Source organism: uncultured Thiothrix sp. (assembly GCF_937876535.1).
GTDB lineage: Bacteria > Pseudomonadota > Gammaproteobacteria > Thiotrichales > Thiotrichaceae > Thiolinea.
In genome coordinates, this window is the sequence record NZ_CALFHZ010000016.1 from 20,206 (window position 1) to 37,446 (window position 17,241).

General features: G+C 43.6%; 21 protein-coding genes. 8 read left to right on the forward strand and 13 right to left on the reverse strand.

Annotated elements, in window-relative coordinates; genetic code table 11:
* Window positions 1–12 precede the first annotated feature (12 nt).
* The gene (locus tag Q0230_RS08650) at window positions 13–1,392 is read right to left on the reverse strand and encodes a glutamine synthetase family protein (RefSeq protein ID WP_298609520.1); all 1,380 of its coding nucleotides are present in this window, start codon (window positions 1,390–1,392) and stop codon (window positions 13–15) included.
* A 349-nt stretch (window positions 1,393–1,741) separates the two neighbouring features.
* Here Q0230_RS08650 and Q0230_RS08655 point away from each other — a divergent pair, with 349 nt between their 5' ends.
* The 4 genes from Q0230_RS08655 (at window position 1,742) to Q0230_RS08670 (ending at window position 5,816) form a co-directional block, all read left to right on the forward strand.
* Window positions 1,742–2,857 carry a polyamine ABC transporter substrate-binding protein gene (locus Q0230_RS08655; RefSeq protein WP_298609521.1) on the forward strand — a complete coding sequence of 372 codons (1,116 nt, stop codon included), beginning with the start codon at window positions 1,742–1,744 and terminating at the stop codon, window positions 2,855–2,857.
* 109 nt (window positions 2,858–2,966) lie between these two features.
* On the forward strand, window positions 2,967–4,106 hold the full coding sequence (locus tag Q0230_RS08660) for an ABC transporter ATP-binding protein (protein ID WP_298609522.1): 1,140 nt from the start codon (window positions 2,967–2,969) through the stop codon (window positions 4,104–4,106).
* A gap of 10 nt (window positions 4,107–4,116) precedes the next feature.
* Complete coding sequence (locus Q0230_RS08665; protein ID WP_298609523.1) at window positions 4,117–5,025, forward strand: ABC transporter permease; 909 nt, start codon at window positions 4,117–4,119, stop codon at window positions 5,023–5,025.
* Window positions 5,022–5,816, forward strand: coding sequence for an ABC transporter permease (locus Q0230_RS08670; RefSeq protein ID WP_298609524.1), 795 nt, complete (start codon window positions 5,022–5,024; stop codon window positions 5,814–5,816). The genes Q0230_RS08665 and Q0230_RS08670 overlap by 4 nt, the downstream gene beginning before the upstream one ends.
* A gap of 43 nt (window positions 5,817–5,859) precedes the next feature.
* Here the strand turns inward: Q0230_RS08670 and Q0230_RS08675 are convergent, their stop codons facing one another.
* From Q0230_RS08675 to Q0230_RS08695, 5 genes are read right to left on the reverse strand one after another with little or no spacing between them, the layout of a single operon-like run.
* Window positions 5,860–6,330, reverse strand: a complete 471-nt coding sequence (locus Q0230_RS08675; RefSeq protein ID WP_298609525.1) for a MarR family winged helix-turn-helix transcriptional regulator — start codon at window positions 6,328–6,330, stop codon at window positions 5,860–5,862.
* 1 nt (window position 6,331) lies between these two features.
* Window positions 6,332–6,988, reverse strand: a complete 657-nt coding sequence (gene maiA, locus Q0230_RS08680; RefSeq protein WP_298609526.1) for a maleylacetoacetate isomerase — start codon at window positions 6,986–6,988, stop codon at window positions 6,332–6,334.
* Complete coding sequence (locus Q0230_RS08685; protein ID WP_298609527.1) at window positions 6,985–7,689, reverse strand: fumarylacetoacetate hydrolase family protein; 705 nt, start codon at window positions 7,687–7,689, stop codon at window positions 6,985–6,987. The genes maiA and Q0230_RS08685 overlap by 4 nt, the downstream gene beginning before the upstream one ends.
* Before the next feature lie 31 nt (window positions 7,690–7,720).
* On the reverse strand, window positions 7,721–8,770 hold the full coding sequence (gene gtdA, locus Q0230_RS08690) for a gentisate 1,2-dioxygenase (protein ID WP_298609528.1): 1,050 nt from the start codon (window positions 8,768–8,770) through the stop codon (window positions 7,721–7,723).
* 12 nt (window positions 8,771–8,782) lie between these two features.
* Window positions 8,783–9,967 carry a 3-hydroxybenzoate 6-monooxygenase gene (locus Q0230_RS08695; protein ID WP_298609529.1) on the reverse strand — a complete coding sequence of 395 codons (1,185 nt, stop codon included), beginning with the start codon at window positions 9,965–9,967 and terminating at the stop codon, window positions 8,783–8,785.
* A gap of 155 nt (window positions 9,968–10,122) precedes the next feature.
* Here Q0230_RS08695 and folB point away from each other — a divergent pair, with 155 nt between their 5' ends.
* A complete protein-coding gene (gene folB / locus Q0230_RS08700; RefSeq protein WP_298609531.1) occupies window positions 10,123–10,476 on the forward strand; it encodes a dihydroneopterin aldolase in 354 nt (117 codons plus the stop codon).
* On the forward strand, window positions 10,476–10,988 hold the full coding sequence (gene folK, locus Q0230_RS08705; RefSeq protein ID WP_298609532.1) for a 2-amino-4-hydroxy-6-hydroxymethyldihydropteridine diphosphokinase: 513 nt from the start codon (window positions 10,476–10,478) through the stop codon (window positions 10,986–10,988). The genes folB and folK overlap by 1 nt, the downstream gene beginning before the upstream one ends.
* On the opposite strand, the gene Q0230_RS08710 is transcribed toward folK, so the two are convergent.
* From Q0230_RS08710 to Q0230_RS08740, 7 genes are all read right to left on the reverse strand, one after another.
* Window positions 10,978–11,484, reverse strand: a complete 507-nt coding sequence (locus tag Q0230_RS08710) for an SRPBCC family protein (RefSeq protein ID WP_298609533.1) — start codon at window positions 11,482–11,484, stop codon at window positions 10,978–10,980. The genes folK and Q0230_RS08710 overlap by 11 nt on opposite strands.
* 181 nt (window positions 11,485–11,665) lie before the next feature.
* The gene (gene rpmG / locus Q0230_RS08715; RefSeq protein WP_078920598.1) at window positions 11,666–11,836 is read right to left on the reverse strand and encodes a 50S ribosomal protein L33; all 171 of its coding nucleotides are present in this window, start codon (window positions 11,834–11,836) and stop codon (window positions 11,666–11,668) included.
* A 17-nt stretch (window positions 11,837–11,853) separates the two neighbouring features.
* Window positions 11,854–12,090 (reverse strand): 50S ribosomal protein L28, encoded by a 237-nt coding sequence (gene rpmB / locus Q0230_RS08720; RefSeq protein ID WP_298609535.1) that lies wholly within the window; start codon window positions 12,088–12,090, stop codon window positions 11,854–11,856.
* Between the two features lie 95 nt (window positions 12,091–12,185).
* Complete coding sequence (locus Q0230_RS08725; RefSeq protein ID WP_298609536.1) at window positions 12,186–12,590, reverse strand: PIN domain-containing protein; 405 nt, start codon at window positions 12,588–12,590, stop codon at window positions 12,186–12,188.
* Window positions 12,587–12,832, reverse strand: coding sequence for an AbrB/MazE/SpoVT family DNA-binding domain-containing protein (locus Q0230_RS08730; RefSeq protein WP_298609537.1), 246 nt, complete (start codon window positions 12,830–12,832; stop codon window positions 12,587–12,589). Before Q0230_RS08730 ends, Q0230_RS08725 begins: the two co-directional genes overlap by 4 nt.
* A 520-nt stretch (window positions 12,833–13,352) precedes the next feature.
* Window positions 13,353–13,925, reverse strand: coding sequence for a Uma2 family endonuclease (locus tag Q0230_RS08735; RefSeq protein ID WP_298609538.1), 573 nt, complete (start codon window positions 13,923–13,925; stop codon window positions 13,353–13,355).
* A 94-nt stretch (window positions 13,926–14,019) separates the two neighbouring features.
* The gene (locus Q0230_RS08740) at window positions 14,020–14,877 is read right to left on the reverse strand and encodes a DUF72 domain-containing protein (RefSeq protein ID WP_298609539.1); all 858 of its coding nucleotides are present in this window, start codon (window positions 14,875–14,877) and stop codon (window positions 14,020–14,022) included.
* Between the two features lie 380 nt (window positions 14,878–15,257).
* Here Q0230_RS08740 and Q0230_RS08745 point away from each other — a divergent pair, with 380 nt between their 5' ends.
* Entirely contained in the window at window positions 15,258–16,454 is a 1,197-nt protein-coding gene (locus tag Q0230_RS08745) for a C39 family peptidase (protein ID WP_298609540.1), read from the forward strand.
* Window positions 16,455–16,544: 90 nt separating this feature from the next.
* Window positions 16,545–17,123: a hypothetical protein gene (locus Q0230_RS08750; protein ID WP_298609541.1), complete on the forward strand. Its 579-nt coding sequence runs from the start codon at window positions 16,545–16,547 to the stop codon at window positions 17,121–17,123.
* Window positions 17,124–17,241 lie beyond the last annotated feature (118 nt).

The window sequence follows — 17,241 nt, forward strand, 5'->3', positions numbered from 1 at the left end:
GTCATACTTTCCTTAAACGGTCAATAACAAGTGCTCACGCTCCCAAGGGCTGACGACTTGCATATATTCTTCAAACTCACACGCTTTCAGCGCTTTATAAATGTCAGAGAACTGATGACCTAACAAATCTTGTAGTTCTTCACAATCATCAAAAGCCACCATTGCTTCCTGCAAACCACGCGGTAAACCGTATTTGGTATCATGCTGCGCATTGCCGAGGAACTCAGTACTTGGCTCTAAACGATGCACCATCCCCAGATAACCCGTAGCGAGGCTCGCCGCAATCGCTAAATAAGGATTGGTGTCCATACCTGCAATCCGATTCTCGACACGACGTGCATCCGGTGGACTGCGTGGAACACGTAAGCCCGCTGAACGATTGTCTACTGACCACTCCAAATTAATGGGTGCAGAATAGCCTGGCATTAAGCGGCGGAATGAATTCACATAAGGCGCCATAATGCAGGTAGCTGCTTCTAAATAAGTTTGTTGGCCTGCAATAAAGTTATAGAAAAATGGAGTTGGCTCACCTTTTGCATCAGAGAAAATGTTTTTGCCGGTTTTGGCATCGACGACGCTTTGATGAATATGCATCGCGCTACCCGGTTGCAGCTCCATTGGCTTAGCCATGAAAGTGGCATAACAGTTATGGCGCATGGCCGCTTCACGGATTAGGCGCTTGAAGATAAATACATGGTCTGCCAATAACAGTGGATCACCGTGCATGAGGTTAATTTCAAGTTGTGCAGGGCCACCTTCTTGGATAATGGTATTAATTTCCAAACCTTGAGCACTAGCAAACTTGTAAATATCTTCAATAATCGGTTCGTATTCATCTAAAGCCATCATTGAGAAAGCTTGGCGGCCAACACTTTGCCGCCCTGAACGACCAACGGGCGGTTTAAGAGGAATATCAGGGTCAATATTGCGTTCGGTAAGATAGAACTCTAACTCAGGCGCAACAATGGCTTTCCAACCCTTGTCCGCATATTTATTAATGACGCGCCGTAAGACATTGCGAGGTGCACAAGGAACCGGCATACCGTTTTGATAGTAGAGATCATGAATCACCATCAAACTAGGATGTCGTGCCCAAGGTAAAGCCCGCACAGTAGATAAATCAGGTACTAAACGCAGGTCAATTTCAGTGGTGTACTCTTCAGAATCAAACTCGAAATACTTGCCTGTAATGGTTTGAAAGAAAATACTAAACGGTAAAAAAGCCGGTTGTAACTCGCCGAATCGTGAAGCTGGCATGACTTTACCACGGGCGACCCCGTGAATATCGGCCACTACACATTCAACTTCATCGATATGATAACGGCGAATGAGGTCTTTTAAATCGTCTTGAGAGTCTGATTGGAGAGAGATATGAGTGGTTTGATCGCTCATGATTGCACGCTTCGGACTAGTTTCTAGTCGGTTATTGAGATTATGTGATCACATTTTCAGGGGTTGCCATGAAAAAGTCAACTGCAAGCTGCTTAATTACTACATGAGCATATGTTGCATAGCAGCAAGTTTGCAGAGTTAAGTGCGCCTCGTTAGTCGTTAGTAAGCTTAGAGATTTTTTGGCACTAAACGACTGGAAATAGGTCAAAGTACTTGACCCATTGGTGATCAAACGCCATATTGTGATCACATTTACATAAGTAAAAAAGTGTTCATCAAAACTAGGCTTAATCCCTATAATGAAGCGGTGTATTTGGGAAGTTAGTTTAAATCTAAGGGGAAATTTTAGATGAAGGAAACATTAGCTCATTTCAAAAAATTAGCTGTATCAGTAATACTTGCTAGTACCCTAGCCCTAAGTGCTTCAGTAGCTACTGCTGAAGAGCGTAGTTTGAATGTCTATAACTGGTCTGACTATATTGATAATGAGGTGCTCAAAGAGTTCACCGAAAAAACAGGGATCAAAGTCAACTATGACGTTTTTGATACCAACGAACTCCTTGAAACTAAACTCCTAGCTGGTTCTTCAGGGTATGATTTGGTTGTACCTAGTGCAAACTTTTTAGGACGGCAAATTCAGGCAGGTGTTTTCCAAAAGCTTGATAAATCAAAGATTCCTAACTTAAGTAACACCTGGGATATGATCAATGAGCGCTTAGCTGCTTATGATCCGGGTAATGAATACTCTGTCAATTATCTGTGGGGTACGATTGGGATTGGCTATTCCGAAGAAAAAGTTAAAAAGCTTTTACCAGATGCACCCGTTGATTCATGGGATCTTGTGTTCAAACCTGAAAACGCCAGCAAACTCGCTGAGTGTGGCATTTATGTTTTAGACTCACCCTCTGAAATTATTCCACCAGCTATGAAATATTTGGGTTTAGATCCTAAAGACCTTAGTGCAGATAATTTGAAAAAAGCCGAAGAGCTATTGATTAAAATCCGCCCTTATATTAAGAAATTTCACTCTTCTGAATATATTACCGCCCTTGCCAATGGCGATATTTGTGTAGCAGTTGGTTATTCTGGAGATATTTTCCAAGCCAAAACACGGGCAGTGGAAGCGAAAAATGGTGTCACTGTCAACTACAGCGTGCCTAAAGAAGGTAGCTTAATGTGGTTCGACCAAATGGCGATTCCTAAAGATGCGAAGAATGTCGCTGAAGCACATGAGTTTATTAACTTTATCATGGAGCCAAAAAATATAGCGCGTATCTCTGATGCAGTGTCTTATGCAAATGGGAATAAAGCCTCTCAGGAGTTTATTAAGAAAGAAATTACAGGTAATCCAGCGATCTATCCAACTGAGGAGACCCTGAAAAATCTTTTCACCATGTTACCTTTTGATACTAAAACTCAACGTTTAGTGAATCGTGCTTGGACCACTATAAAAAGCGGCCAATAAATTCACGTTAGCTCTAGTATCACACCAGCTTCAAAGGTTTTGAAGCTGGTGTTTCAAACTGCTATATAGCAAATCTCATTATTGTTGGGTGTCGGAAGGAGTACCACAGATGGCGGATGCACCGGAACAGCGCAAAGTCTTTGCACCGTGGTTGGATACCACTCAAAAACCACTAATTCGTTTTGAAAACGTTACTAAGCGGTTCGGCGACTATACCGCTTTGGATAATTTGAATTTAGATATTTATGAGCGTGAATTCTTCGCTCTGCTTGGGCCTTCGGGCTGTGGTAAAACCACTATGTTGCGCTTGCTAGCAGGTTTCGAAACCCCGACTAGTGGACGTATTTTGATTGGTGGTGAAGACATTAGCCATATTCCACCAAATAAGCGCCCCATCAATATGATGTTTCAATCTTACGCTCTGTTTCCACATATGACCGTAGCTAAGAATATTGGTTTCGGTTTAAAACAAGAAGGCCAAAGCGCTGAGGCGATTAATGAGCGAGTGAAAGAAATGCTTGCTTTAGTCCAGCTTGAGCCCTTTGCCCAGCGTAAGCCGCATCAATTATCTGGTGGCCAACGTCAACGGGTAGCTTTAGCACGCTCTTTAGCCAAACGCCCGAAACTATTATTGCTAGATGAACCCTTGGGTGCTCTGGATAAAAAACTGCGTGAAAAAACCCAATTTGAACTGATGACCTTGCAGGAAAAATTGGGCATGACCTTCATGATCGTCACCCATGATCAAGAAGAAGCCATGACGATGGCCAGCCGAATTGCGGTCATGGATAAAGGTGTAGTCATGCAATTAGACACGCCTGCTGATATTTATGAAGCCCCTAATTCGCGTTATGTAGCTGACTTCATCGGTAATGTGAATTTTATTGAGTGCACGGTCGAAACTTACAACGGTCAGGAATATCAACTCAAGGATAAACAAGGCAATCACTTCCGTTTAGTCAGTGATGTGCAGCTAGAAACCGCCTCAACAGTATGGCTTGCCGTACGTCCTGAAAAAGTTATTGTTAGCAAAGAACAACCGCAAGGTGAAGTGAATGCGGTACAAGGTATTGTTTGGGATATTGCGTATTCAGGCGATACCTCAACTTATCATGTGCGTTTACCGGATGGCAGTACCTTAAAATCAGAAATGGCTAACCTACGCCGTTTACGCAATCGTCCGATTACTTGGGAAGATACGGTATGGTTATCTTGGTCCTTAACAGCTGCTGTGCCTCTCAAACGCTAAGGAGGATGCTATGCAACGCCAATTTGATTGGGGACGGTTTTTATTAATAGCAATCCCATTCCTGTGGTTGCTGATTTTCTTTTTACTACCCTTTGCTATCGTCGTTAAAATCTCACTATCTGATGCCGCTAATGCACTGCCGCCGTATATTCCCACCTTAAATTTATCCGAAGGCTGGTCAGGCATTACTAGCTTTATCAGCCAACTTGATCTTGAAAGCTTTGCTTGGTTGTTGGATGACAAAATTTATTTTTTGTCTTACTTAAATAGTTTAAAAATTGCCTTTATTTCTACTTTACTGACCTTATTGATTGGTTATCCAATGGCTTATGGTTTAGCGAAAGCGCCTCAGCGTTGGCGAACCGTCTTACTCATGCTAGTTATTCTACCCTTCTGGACGAGCTTCTTAATTCGCGTGTATGCGTGGATTGGGATACTCAAACCTGAAGGCTTGCTCAATATGGGCTTGATGAGCTTAGGGCTAATTGAGCAGCCCCTCGCGATTATTAACACCCCGACAGCAGTCTATATCGGCATTGTTTACTCTTACCTACCCTTCTTAGTGCTGCCGTTGTATGCCACTTTAGAAAAACTTGACCAGACCTTAATTGAAGCCGCACTCGATTTGGGTTGCTCACCGATTCAAGCTTTTTGGAAAGTGACCTTTCCTTTGTCCTTACCGGGCGTGGTCGCAGGTTGTTTCTTAGTGTTTATTCCAGCAATGGGCGAGTTTGTGATCCCTGATTTACTGGGTGGCTCAGACACACTGATGATCGGTAAAACTCTTTGGAGCGAATTCTTTGGCAATCGTGACTGGCCAGTAGCGTCTGCGGTCGCGGTGGTCTTGCTATTGTCATTAGTAGTACCGATTGTGATTTTCCAACGGATGCAAGAACGTCAACGGGAGGCCGAAGCATGAATGTAACCCGTTTTGGTTGGTTTAATTTAACCAGCCTAATTATTGCTTTTTCCTTCCTGTATCTGCCGATTCTGTTACTGATTTTGTTTAGCTTTAATGCGTCGAAATTAGTGACCGTTTGGGGTGGCTTCTCGACCAAATGGTATGTAAGCCTATTTCAAAATGAAATGTTCATGACCGCGGCTTGGGTAACACTCAAAGTTGCCTTGGTAAGTGCTAGTTTAGCGACCATTCTGGGCACAATGGCTGCAATTGTCTTGACGCGCGTTGGACGCTTTCGTGGTCGCTTATTATTCTCTGGGATGGTGTATTCACCACTGGTCATGCCTGAGGTTATTACCGGCTTAGCCCTGCTTTTATTATTCGTAGCGATTGGTCTAGATCGGGGCTATTGGACTATTACCTTAGCGCATACCACATTAACCATGTGTTTTGTGACTGTCGTTGTCTCTTCACGCTTGGTGAGTTTTGATAAATCGTTAGAGGAAGCGGCTTTAGATTTAGGCTGTACCAAACTCTCTGCCTTCTTTCAGGTGACTTTACCGATCATCCTGCCAGCCATTATTGCAGGTTGGTTATTGGCCTTTACCTTGTCGCTGGATGATTTGGTTATTGCCTCCTTCACCTCAGGCCCCGGCTCGACCACCTTACCGATGAAAATTTATAGCCAAGTGCGCTTAGGTTTGAATCCAGAAATCAATGCACTGTCAACTTTATTGATTCTGTTGGTATCGATTGGAGTCATCATTGCTTCTTTGGTCAGCAAGCGGGCTGAAGAGCAAAACGTATAGTCATAACTAGACAGGTGGCTCTTTGTAAGCCACCTGTGCAAGCTTATTGAGGACGAGTCTTGCGCTTACGTACTGGCGCTCGACTCAACTCATTATTCCCTTCGGCCAATTTATCCAAAAGCTTTAAGAGTTGCGCACCCTCGTCCGCCGTTAACGGAGCCATAATTCGGACTTGCGCTTGATGCACTGCTGGCAAAACCTCATCCAACAAAGCCTGCCCCTGAGCAGTGATACTCACTATTTTCGAGCGTTGGTCGCGCCCTGATTTATCACGCACAATTAAGCCACGCTCCTCTAGATTACGCACCACTACGGTAATGGTGGTACGATCTAAAGCGATTTCCCCACCTAAAGTAACTTGGTCTTGCGAACCCTGTTCAGACAATACAATCAAGACTGCAAATTGCAGTGGAGTTAGATCATAAATACTGCACTCATCTAAAAAAATCGCCACCGCAATTTGATGACAGCGGCGAAGAAGATGACCGGGTAAACCTGCAAAACTACTGGTCATATTAGGCTACTGCGTCAGGCTGTTTAGCAGGAGCAGCTTGCTGGAAAGACTCAAGCTGACTTAAAGCGGCGAAAATCCGCTCAATGGTTGGATAAGCTGAAGTATCGACTTTGAAGCGTTGATTATTAAACATCTGGGCGAATAGACAGACATCCGCCATCGTTGGTGTATCGCCGTAGCAGTATGTGCCAGTATTCGGGCTAGTTGCTAGTATTTGCTCAAGCGGTGCAAAAGTTGTATGTACCCATTTATGGAACCAAGCAGTGACACCCGCCTCATCCTGACCATAAGATCGCACTTGCTCAAGCACCCGCAGATTATTCAGCGGGTGAATCTCGCAAGCAATCATATAAGCCATAGAACGTACTTGTGCCCGCCCCACTGGATCACTCGGCAATAATGGCGGATTTGGATGCGTTTCTTCCAGCCATTCAATAATCGCCAGAGATTGCGTCAGCACGGTACCATCAGCCAATTCCAAAGCCGGCACTAAACCGGCTGGATTCTTGGCTAAATACTCAGGTTTAAAGTTATCATTAGTCCGCAAATTATGCGCGACATACTCATAATCAAAGCCTTTGTAATTCAGTGCTGCCCGCAACCGAATCGAAGTGGAACTACGGAAATAATTGTGCAATAGCGGTTTTTGCTCACTCATGCAACTGCTCGCTCGCCGATAGTGGTGGTAATAGAACCCAGCCCCGCGATTTCAATCACACAAACATCACCCGGAACTAGGGGGCCAACGCCCGCTGGAGTCCCAGTATATACCAAATCACCGGCTTTAATTTCCATCGTGCGCGAAAGAATAGAAACAATTTCTGGCACCGACCAAATTAACTCTTTCAAATCCGCATCTTGCTTCACCGTGCCATTCACGCTTAAGCGAATTGCACCCTGTTCGATATGCCCAACTTCACTGACTGGATGAATCGGCCCACACACAGCCGAACGGTCAAAGGCTTTACCCCAATCCCAAGGACGGCCTTGCTCACGCGCGGTTAGTTGCAAATCACGCCGCGTCAAGTCATTGCCAATCGCATAACCCCAAATATGCTCCAGCGCTTGCTCTTCAGGAATATTCACGCCGCCTTTGCCAATCGCGAGCACCAATTCGGCTTCATAGTGGAAGTTATTGGTTTCGGGTGGATAAGCAACGGTTTGCTGGTCATCAACCACGGCATCCGCAGGCTTAGTAAAGAAAAATGGTGGCTCACGATCAGGATCACGTCCCATTTCACGGGCATGTGCTGCATAATTGCGGCCTACACAGAAAATCCGACGCACTGGAAAACGCGCTTCTGAACCAGCTACTGCTATTGAAGCGATTGCTGGCGGGTTGATTACATAATTCGTCATGGAACTTCTCCGTCCTAGTCAATGATTTAATTTAAGCAAGACCGCGCTGCTCACGCCACAAACCTAATTTCTGCTGTGCTACCCGATCCGAATAGCTAAACATGACGGCTTCACCTTGAGCCTCATGAGTAATCCATTTCCAGCTCGGTGCTACAAAAATATCTTTTGGCCCCCACTCGAAGACTTGCCCATCAATGAGGCTACGCCCAGTGCCTTCAGTTACGACAAAAACGGTCGCATCGGTACTGCGATAAGGCGCAGTCTTGAAGCCCTCTGGCAACAACTGCAAGAACGGCGCAATCGTTGGCATCGCAAAGCTACCATCCACAGGATTGATATAGCGCATCTTGATGCCGTGACAAGGATCCCATTCTTGCTGACGCTGCATTTGGTACAAAGCTTCACGCGAACGTGCATACGGATAATTAAAGATCGGTGAAGCTAAACGATTCTTTTCAAAATCAACTGGCAGCATATTCGCCCCATAGCGTGCCCAACTATCGCCGGTTTGACGAGTAATTTCCTGCTCATCTGCACCCAAGCCTTCGGCAAAGGACGCATCAAAGAAAGACACAATCGGAATATCCAAGCCATCCAACCAAATCATTGGCTCCTTGGTGTCATTACCATGATCATGCCAAGCTTGTGGCGGCGTAATCACGAAATCCCCAAACTGCATCAGTGTACGTTCACCATTCACACTGGTATGCGCACCTGCACCGTCCATTACAAAACGTAAAGCGGATTGACTATGCCGATGCGCAGGTGCCACCTCTCCAGGCATAACTAATTGTAAACCAGCATATAAAGAAGTAGTGACTTTTGATTGACCCCGCAAGCCCGGATTTTCCAGAATCAGTACGCGCCGCTCAGCTTCCTTCGCTGTGATCAAGCCACCGGCTTCAAGCAGCCATTCTTTGGCTAAATCAAACTTCCATAAATTTGGTACACAGGCACTTTTCGGCTCGGGGGTAATAATATTCGACAACACTGCCCACAAAGGTGTGAAACACTGCGTATCTATCTTGTCGTAGAAGGCTAAACGCTCAGGCGTCTCCATCGGTTTTTCAGTTAATGACATGTTAATTCCTCCTCAAGCCTCTAAACCTGTACCACCATACAACCACGCTAAACTGTTGTAATATTCTTCAGGGCTACGCCGTGACATCACCTGATTACGCACCGCGGCTTTGGCTCCCTCAGGGTGATAAATATACTCACCAATCAAGCGTGAACTGAGCTGCACACGTGCAGTGCGTGCCATACGTTGATCTAAGTAGTTCTGTAAGGCCAACTCAACATTATCGGTATGCACTTCAAACATATGGCTTAGGCACACCGCATCTTCCATCGCCATACAAGCGCCTTGCGCAAAATATTGCAGCATTGGATGGGCTGCATCACCCAATAAAGCCACGCGTCCATCCACCCAATTCATAATCGGATCACGGTCACAAAGCACCCATAGCTTCCAATTTTCGCCATGCTCAATAATCTGTTGCGCACGCGGGTGAATATGCTCAAAGCCTTGGCGCACCTCATCTTTACTCACCACTTTCCCAGCAACTGCTTCTTTCACATCATTGTGATAAGTGACGACTAGATTGAAAACTTTCCAGCCTTTGAGTGGATAATGCACAATATGGCATTTGGGGCCTGCCCATAGCGTGGCGGCATTCCAACGTAAATCTTCAGGCATTTGTTCGGTAGGAATCACTGAACGATAAGTGGTGTGACCTGAAACCCGTGGCTCGCCATCGCCGACTAATTGCTGGCGAATATTCGAACGCAAACCATCCGCACCAATTAGGGCTTGGCCTTCGAGTACGCCTTTGTCTTTGCAATAAACGCGCACCGTTTGCCCATCTTGCTCATAGCGCTCTACAGCATGTGAGGTACGCAACTCGATTAAGTTATTCGCGCGACAAGCATCCAGCAATACACCATGCAAATCAGCCCGGTGTACCACTGCATAAGGATTTTTAAAGCGTTCACGGAAAGGCTCATCTAAAGGAATCGCTGCAATCTGTTCGCCTTTAACCGCATCCATTAAGCGTAAACTGTCGATATAAACAGCTTTAGAGCGAGCCTCATCGCCGACACCTAAATAATCGAAACAGTGGAAAGCATTCGGGCCGATTTGGATACCAGCGCCAATTTCGCCCAGTTCAGCAGCACGCTCTAATACGATTGAGCGCCTCCCTTTCCGGGCTAAACCTAAGGCGGTAGCCAGGCCACCAATGCCACCACCAGCTATGAGAACGGATTGTGAATTCATACATCTCCTCCTGATGTGTGCTCACATTTTGAAAAATTAATCTTAATACTGATTATAATACTGAGCATTATAATGCATGTCAACTCTTTACTAGGCTTTTCATTCACCTAGTTTACAATAAGCACTCTGTTCAGCAGCCAGGCAAAACCTATTATATGGACATCGTTTACATCCGCGATCTACGCATTAAAGCCCGTATCGGCATTTACCCTTGGGAAAAAAGTATTCAGCAGCAAATTCGCGTGGATTTAGAAATGGCTTGGGATAACCGTATTCCCGCTGCTAGCGATAAGATTGAAGATACCTTGAATTATAAAACTGCTGCTCAGCGCGTAGTGCAATTAGTAGAAGCGGATCATTACGATTTAGTCGAGCGCTTAGCCGAGGCAATAGCCAAGACTTTAATGAATGAAATGCAGGTTCCGTGGATTCGTGTCACCGTAGGCAAACCATTTGCCGTGAAAGGTTCAGCTGAAGTCGGTGTACAAATCGAGCGCGGAAAACGCTAATGCCACAGGTATATGTTAGTTTAGGCAGTAATATCGAGCCTGAAGCGAATCTATGCGCTTGTTTAGCAGTACTACAACAGACTTTTGGAAATTTGCGTTGCTCAACGATTTATCAGAGCGCTGCGGTTGGTTTTGCAGGTGAAGCTTTTTTAAATGCGGTTGTGAGTTTTTATACTGAACTTCCCAGTACAGAACTTAAAGTTTGGCTGAAAGAGTTAGAGGCTCAGCAAGGCCGCACTCAAAGTCATCAAAAATTCAGTGCTCGTACTTTGGATCTCGATTTACTGCTTTATGCCGATCTTATACAGCCCGCGCAGAAATTGCCGCATCCCGATATTTTAAATTACCGTTTTGTCCTGCAACCATTAGCTGAATTAGCCCCCGAATATCTGCACCCTATTTTGGGGAAAAGCCTGGCGAGCCTAGCTGCTAAGCTAGGGCAAGCCAATGAACCAGTCGTATTAACAGCAGTCGCACTAAACTGTGCGAAACAGTGGCAAATTAGCGCGTAAAGCGGGCTTTAAATTGCTCAATATAAGACTGTAAATGTTTGTCGATCTTAGAACCCATGTGCATGTTTAAACGCTGCCACGGATTTTTGGTCACTGTGGTTTGGGTGAAGGTAATACGTGTTCCACCCGGAACTGCACTTAAGACGGCTTCACGAGTGCCAATCACCTGAGAACCTTTAGAAAGTTGGATAATAATTTCTTTATTCAGCACTTCTTTTTGCTTACGCGCTGTAATTTTTCCACCATGAGCTAGATTTTCCACCCAGCGCATACCTTCATCATCATCCTTAAGCTGTACACTCTTGAGGTCGGTACGCCATTCAGTTTGACGTGAGAGATCACTCAAGGCTCCCCAAGTCGCATCAATGGGTGCTTTGACTAATTCAACCCGAGTCGCACGTTGATAAGGAGATAGCATCAAGCCAATCAGAAACGGAACGACGATGAGCAAAACTAACACGCCCACCAAAATCCATAACAACAAAGGTTCCATCATTCATCCCGGAATTTATTTTGGAAGACCATAATTATTTATTATTAATGGCCTATATTTACTAATACTCTCATTAAAAGGTCTACCCACCTAATATGAGCTTTTTAGTATAATGTAAAAAAGCCCGCAAGTGCGGGCTTTCTCAAGCAAGGATCATCACAATAGGCCTCAAGGAACAGGCTAATTATTTGATTTTTGCTTCTTTAAAAATAACATGCTTACGTACAACTGGATCGTACTTTTTAAACTCCAATTTATCAGGAGTCGTACGCTTATTTTTAGTTGTAGTATAGAAGAAACCGGTTTCTGCAGTAGAAACTAGCTTAATTTTCTCACGTCCGCCTTTCTTAGCCATGTTGTTCTACTCCAGAACTAAACTTTTTCGCCGCGCGCGCGCAGCTCTACTAGCACTGCATCGATACCTTTCTTATCGATGGTACGTAAACCTTTAGTAGTAACACGCAGAGTCACAAAACGTTCTTCAGCTTCTACCCAGAAACGATGCGTATGTAAATTGGGTAAAAAACGACGTTTAGTCTTATTATTGGCGTGCGAAACGTTGTGACCGGACATCGGCCGCTTACCTGTTACTTGGCATACACGAGCCATGTGATTTCTCCAAAACTGCGATTCAAACACTATAAGGCGCGCAAGGATAGCAAAACAGCTTTTGTCAAGCAATGAAATTTTCTAGAATTTAGCTATCACCGAACCGATAATTTACTAAAAATCGGACATCGTAGTGCTTTCCTATCAAAGGTATAAACCTCTATACATCCTTGATGCCTTGCTTGATGCGCAATTAGCAAATCAGACAAATCCGCCTTAACTGTTGAAGCCTCTGCTATAAAGCTTTGTAGGGTATTTGAACCTTCTAAGTCTAAAACTGGAAGGAACATTAAATCCTGCAAAGCCTCTAAAACCTCTAAACGCGACAACTTAAAGCATGACTCCAGCACCCAAATTAATTCAATAATAACTAGTAATGAAACATAAAAACGCTCACGCGCCGCCTCAGCAGCCTTAAAGACTTGGTAAACCTGTTGCGCTTGCAGCTCATCATCATTCATCAAAAAACGCGCTAAGACATTGGTATCTAGCGCCTTCACGAAGCATCCTTAGTAAAACGCTCCACAATGGCTGCATTCATTTCTTCAACAGTCACTGGCTTTTGCTTAGCTTTTTTATACTTACCGAATACTTCATCCACTTTGCGTGAAGCGGGACGAACCCTTAACTCCTCACCCACCCAAACAAATTCAAGACGATCACCCGCTTGCAAATTGAAATGCTGGCGAATGTCTTTGGGAACTGTGATTTGACCTTTACTAGTTAAGGTTGCAATTGTCATAAAGCCACCTACTTCCTTACTTTTTAAAACGTAAGGAATTAAATTAAATCAAACTAGCTGCTTATGCAACCACCTTCAGGGATTCAATTTTGTGCGCCCACGTTGATTTGATATCCACTGCTAGTGGGCAGCAGGAAAAGCGAGTATCTTTCCGATGAAATCAAAAGGCACTGAAAGATGAGCAAGACCAAATCCGCAAGTCCAAAAGCACGACGTAACAGCATCGCAGCCACGAGTACCAACAAGAAGCGTTGAAACTGGCTAAATAGACTGAGGTTAGCAATACTGTTGGATGTGCACGAATTTTGAACGGATGGAGGTGGATTACAATCGAACATGATTACACGCTGCGAATGACTAACAAAGTCCAGTAGCAAATGAAACATAGCTTCTTAAACTGTCTACTTTGGGCGAGAGGATCGACTAAATGCCCGCCGCAATTTACAGATCATAAGCTTTCATCGGTGTGCCTTTTTCCTTGAGGTCAGCACGAATGTGTGCAAGAAAAAAAACAACGCCTCTAGAGAACCCGCCGATAAATATCCATCACCCTCAGCTCACAACCCAAGGTATGCAAAACCAGCACATCCTCAAAGCTATGAAATTCCGAATACACCCACTGCTGATCGGCTTGCCGATAATAGTGTTCAACTCGGCAATAATCCTGAGCCACTAACATATATTCGCGTAATGAAGGAATAAGTTGATAGTGGAAAAATTTCAAACCACGGTCATAAGCCTCTGTCGAATCCGACAACACTTCAATAATCAGTAGGGGATTTAGAAGTACGGTAGCCTTTTCGTCTTCAAATTGCTCATTGCCACAAGTCGCTACGATATCGGGATAACTATACTTGCTGATGTTGTTGCTTAAGGTATGCACTTTCATATCACTTGAGTACACGCTACAAGGTTTGTCCAACAGCTTAGAGCCTATGGCAACCACTAGATTGGAAGTAATTTGATTGTGTGCACGACTAGCACCCGCCATTGCGAAGATTTCGCCATTAAGAAACTCGCTTTTTTCATAAGCACTCGACTCTTGTGCTAAATAAGTAACCTCACTTAACTGAGATTTAGACTGAGCTGGCATAAAGCTAGACCACCTATGATTCATGGGTATATAGCCTAGCATAGCAATAAGCCGATACTGCTAATACTTTGCCATAGCAAACACCTAACTATATTTAAACAGGTAACACCAATTCTGTTGGAAACGCCGGCAAATCCACCAAGCCCTCCACCCTCTTCTGCAACATCGAATGAAACTGCCGCGCTAACACCGGCACTTGCACATTACTCGGCGTATGCAAATAAATGTACGGCTTCATGCCCGCCTCAAGCCAACGTGCCGTTTGTGCTACCCAAGGTTCTAGGAATTTTTGATTTTCTTCGAGTACGGGATGACCAATATATCTAAGCATGGGCGCTTGCGCGGTAGTATCTAATTGCACCGGTAAGCGCGGCTTTTTACGCTGAGCCTCTTGAGTAGCCTCATCTATGGCCGGTGCTGAATGTACTGGGCGGCTGTCAAAAATCACACGATCTACGTTTAGACTCTGCAACAGTTCATTATAATGTTGGCGAATACTTACATCGGTGAAAAAGGCGGGGTGGCGTACTTCGACTGCGTACTTATAAATGGATGGTAAGCTTTGAATAAACTCAGCTAAAGCCTGTAACATCGCAGGGGTAAATGAAGCAGGAAGTTGAATTAAAAACCCATTTAAGCGTTGCCCCAAAGGCTGCATCCGCTCCAGAAAAGCTTTAGTTTCAGCACTTACGCCTTGCAGCTTATATTCATGGGTAATGACCCGCGGAAATTTAAAGCTAAAACGGAAGGTTTCTGGTGTGGATTCTAACCAACGTGCCACCATTGCTTCTGAAGGAGTCGCGTAAAATGTCGTATTGCCTTCAACGGCATTGAAGAATTGTGCGTATTGTTTGAGATATTCGGCAGGCTTCGCCTTTTTGGTATAAAAGTCGCCTTTCCATTCATTCACTGCCCATAAGGGAGCACCTAGATAATAAGGAATCGAATACATCACTACTCTTTATTCATCTTCTGACATCAAATTATGTGCATAACAAGAGATATTATTTCAAGTAAAATCAAATAGCTTTTATACCAAACAACTAATAGTCTAAATCTTTAGTTTTTCGTGCAGAAAAATATCGTTGTTTTATGTAAAAAACAATCATAAAATCCGAATCTCTATATTTAATACTCAGTAATCAGGATGATTTAGATGATAACTAAACAGAGCAAGTTGTCGATGACCGTTATTTCAAGCATTTTACTATTCTCACAAGTCAGTCTCAGCAGTGAGCCAGAAGACAAAAGCAACTCCATTGTCACTGAATTAGAGGCTCAACAAATTGCAAAGGGCTTTGTTGCCTATCAACTTGAAAAAACAAATAGTCCATGGCGATCAGCGATCAGCGATCAGCGATCAGCGATCAGCGATCAGCGATCAGCCAGAGCAACACATTTTATAACCTAGATAATAAAATTACTTCTTATGAAATCCCTATTTACTCAAAACAGGGTACAGAAAGTGGATCAATCATTGTCAATGTTGATAAAAATAGCTCTGTCATTTCATCCTATGGAACACATGGTGCTTCATTCAGCCATGAGCTAAAAAGCTATACTAGAGAATTAGAATCTACTCTATCAAAAGAAGGGATAGAAGTAGTAGAAACTCGACTCTATGAGTTAGATGTGGCCGAGTATGTGGTTGGTTTAAAACTGAAAGGCAATACCAGCTCATTGAAAAAATATAAAAATACACCAAAGATTGGCGATTTTTATGTTTTTAGCCCTTTTCCCATCGAATTTGACTTTAACACGCCTAAACCTAGCCATAAAAGAGTCCAAGCGGAACTTTTGGATGAGATCAATTTATACAGAAATGCTTTGATTAATAAAGATTTTTCATCCTATCTTTTTAATCTAGAGAAAAGCGCACGGATTAAGGGCACACTGAACGATCCTTATAACGATACTCAAAGCAAGATGGTTCAGTACGCAGGTGGTAATGTCTACAATCTTTTACAAGAAAACCGAGCATGGACTAAAGGTGGGCTAATTGGAGGCACATGCTACGCAGGATGTACACCCGTCGCTTGGGCGATGGTAATGGAATATGGCGACCGTTATGGCTTTCCAAACTTAATTGGAAGTGCCACAAATAACAATCATCCAGATGCCTCCCATGCCGATCTGAGATATGCCATCAACGAACTCCGAGGCTATATGAGCACTAGTTGTGTAGGAACTAATAAAGCTGGTTCTACATCAATTTATAATGCCCCCAATGGTATTTTATATGCCAAAGCTCGAGGTTATCCTAACTTTTCCGTAAGTAATAGTACCATCTTTTTCATTTGGGACAATTTAGTTGCTGAAATCAATGCAAGTCGCCCAGTAGTAACAGCTGTTTCAAAAGCTCCCAATGGTGCTATAGGAGGACATTCTGTTGTCTCTTTTGGCTATGATGATAATACTGGATCAGCTAATGATTACGCTTTTGTAAAAACAGGTTGGTCAACTCCAGCGGAGAGAGCGTATTCTAGAGCTGATATCACTGCAGTCACTGCTATAATACCAAGCAGATAACTAATACTAAAATTCTACTCTTTGATATAGATTAAACTTTAATCTATATCTATCCGTGAATAAGAAATATTAATATGGGTATAGTTCATAATGAAACTATTTAGTAAAAAACTACTAGGAATTACGCTAGGGGTTATACTTTTTAATACGGCATGCACTCATGCCATCGGCTTATCACAAATAGAAAATACCTTTGATATCGCTAGAGCTAATGCTGAAAAGAAACTAGCGACTCATCATGGAGTAATTCCAAATGGAGCTTATATAGCTAGAGGAGAAACTTTCTATGACACTAACAATCAACCGATGCTCTATGAGTTTGTTTTAATGAAAGGTACAGAGGACGTCGGTTCTTTCTTTGGAAATGTCAAGACTGGAGAAGTCGATGGTGGTGGCTCTCTGTATAAATCTATGAGCTATGATATGGATAAATACTATCACGATCTGTTAGAGCCTACCTTTCAAGCAGTCAATCTGAAAGTTATTGAAAAAAGAAGAATCAATTTAGGTATAGACGGTAACTTGTGGAGGGTTAAATTTGCACAACCACCATCTACGCCCCCCATGATTGAATTTATTACTGGGTGCTCCACTGCAAAAGAAAATGGTTGGTATGAATTTAAGAGAGGTACTGGGGCAGCTATCTGTGAGCAGCCTTTTCAAATGTAAAACGTGCCACGGTTTTAATAGTTCATATTAGTGACATGAAGCTTGGGCTTAAAGCATCCCATAAACTACCCCTGATTCCTTAAATAAAATCTCAGGGGTATTTTAATTTAGCTCATTT

Coding starts and splice junctions, on each gene's coding strand:
- folK (WP_298609532.1), top strand. CDS start 10,476: ATGCCACAGGTATATGTTAGTTTAGGCAGTAATATCGAGCCTGAAGCG.
- rpmG (WP_078920598.1), bottom strand. CDS start 11,836: ATGGCTAAGAAAGGCGGACGTGAGAAAATTAAGCTAGTTTCTACTGCA.
- Q0230_RS08750 (WP_298609541.1), top strand. CDS start 16,545: ATGAAACTATTTAGTAAAAAACTACTAGGAATTACGCTAGGGGTTATA.
- Q0230_RS08670 (WP_298609524.1), top strand. CDS start 5,022: ATGAATGTAACCCGTTTTGGTTGGTTTAATTTAACCAGCCTAATTATT.
- Q0230_RS08740 (WP_298609539.1), bottom strand. CDS start 14,877: ATGTATTCGATTCCTTATTATCTAGGTGCTCCCTTATGGGCAGTGAAT.
- Q0230_RS08655 (WP_298609521.1), top strand. CDS start 1,742: ATGAAGGAAACATTAGCTCATTTCAAAAAATTAGCTGTATCAGTAATA.
- gtdA (WP_298609528.1), bottom strand. CDS start 8,770: ATGTCATTAACTGAAAAACCGATGGAGACGCCTGAGCGTTTAGCCTTC.
- Q0230_RS08675 (WP_298609525.1), bottom strand. CDS start 6,330: ATGACCAGTAGTTTTGCAGGTTTACCCGGTCATCTTCTTCGCCGCTGT.
- maiA (WP_298609526.1), bottom strand. CDS start 6,988: ATGAGTGAGCAAAAACCGCTATTGCACAATTATTTCCGTAGTTCCACT.
- folB (WP_298609531.1), top strand. CDS start 10,123: ATGGACATCGTTTACATCCGCGATCTACGCATTAAAGCCCGTATCGGC.
- Q0230_RS08710 (WP_298609533.1), bottom strand. CDS start 11,484: ATGATGGAACCTTTGTTGTTATGGATTTTGGTGGGCGTGTTAGTTTTG.
- Q0230_RS08735 (WP_298609538.1), bottom strand. CDS start 13,925: ATGCCAGCTCAGTCTAAATCTCAGTTAAGTGAGGTTACTTATTTAGCA.
- rpmB (WP_298609535.1), bottom strand. CDS start 12,090: ATGGCTCGTGTATGCCAAGTAACAGGTAAGCGGCCGATGTCCGGTCAC.
- Q0230_RS08665 (WP_298609523.1), top strand. CDS start 4,117: ATGCAACGCCAATTTGATTGGGGACGGTTTTTATTAATAGCAATCCCA.
- Q0230_RS08695 (WP_298609529.1), bottom strand. CDS start 9,967: ATGAATTCACAATCCGTTCTCATAGCTGGTGGTGGCATTGGTGGCCTG.
- Q0230_RS08730 (WP_298609537.1), bottom strand. CDS start 12,832: ATGACAATTGCAACCTTAACTAGTAAAGGTCAAATCACAGTTCCCAAA.
- Q0230_RS08650 (WP_298609520.1), bottom strand. CDS start 1,392: ATGAGCGATCAAACCACTCATATCTCTCTCCAATCAGACTCTCAAGAC.
- Q0230_RS08660 (WP_298609522.1), top strand. CDS start 2,967: ATGGCGGATGCACCGGAACAGCGCAAAGTCTTTGCACCGTGGTTGGAT.
- Q0230_RS08685 (WP_298609527.1), bottom strand. CDS start 7,689: ATGACGAATTATGTAATCAACCCGCCAGCAATCGCTTCAATAGCAGTA.
- Q0230_RS08745 (WP_298609540.1), top strand. CDS start 15,258: ATGGCGATCAGCGATCAGCGATCAGCGATCAGCGATCAGCGATCAGCG.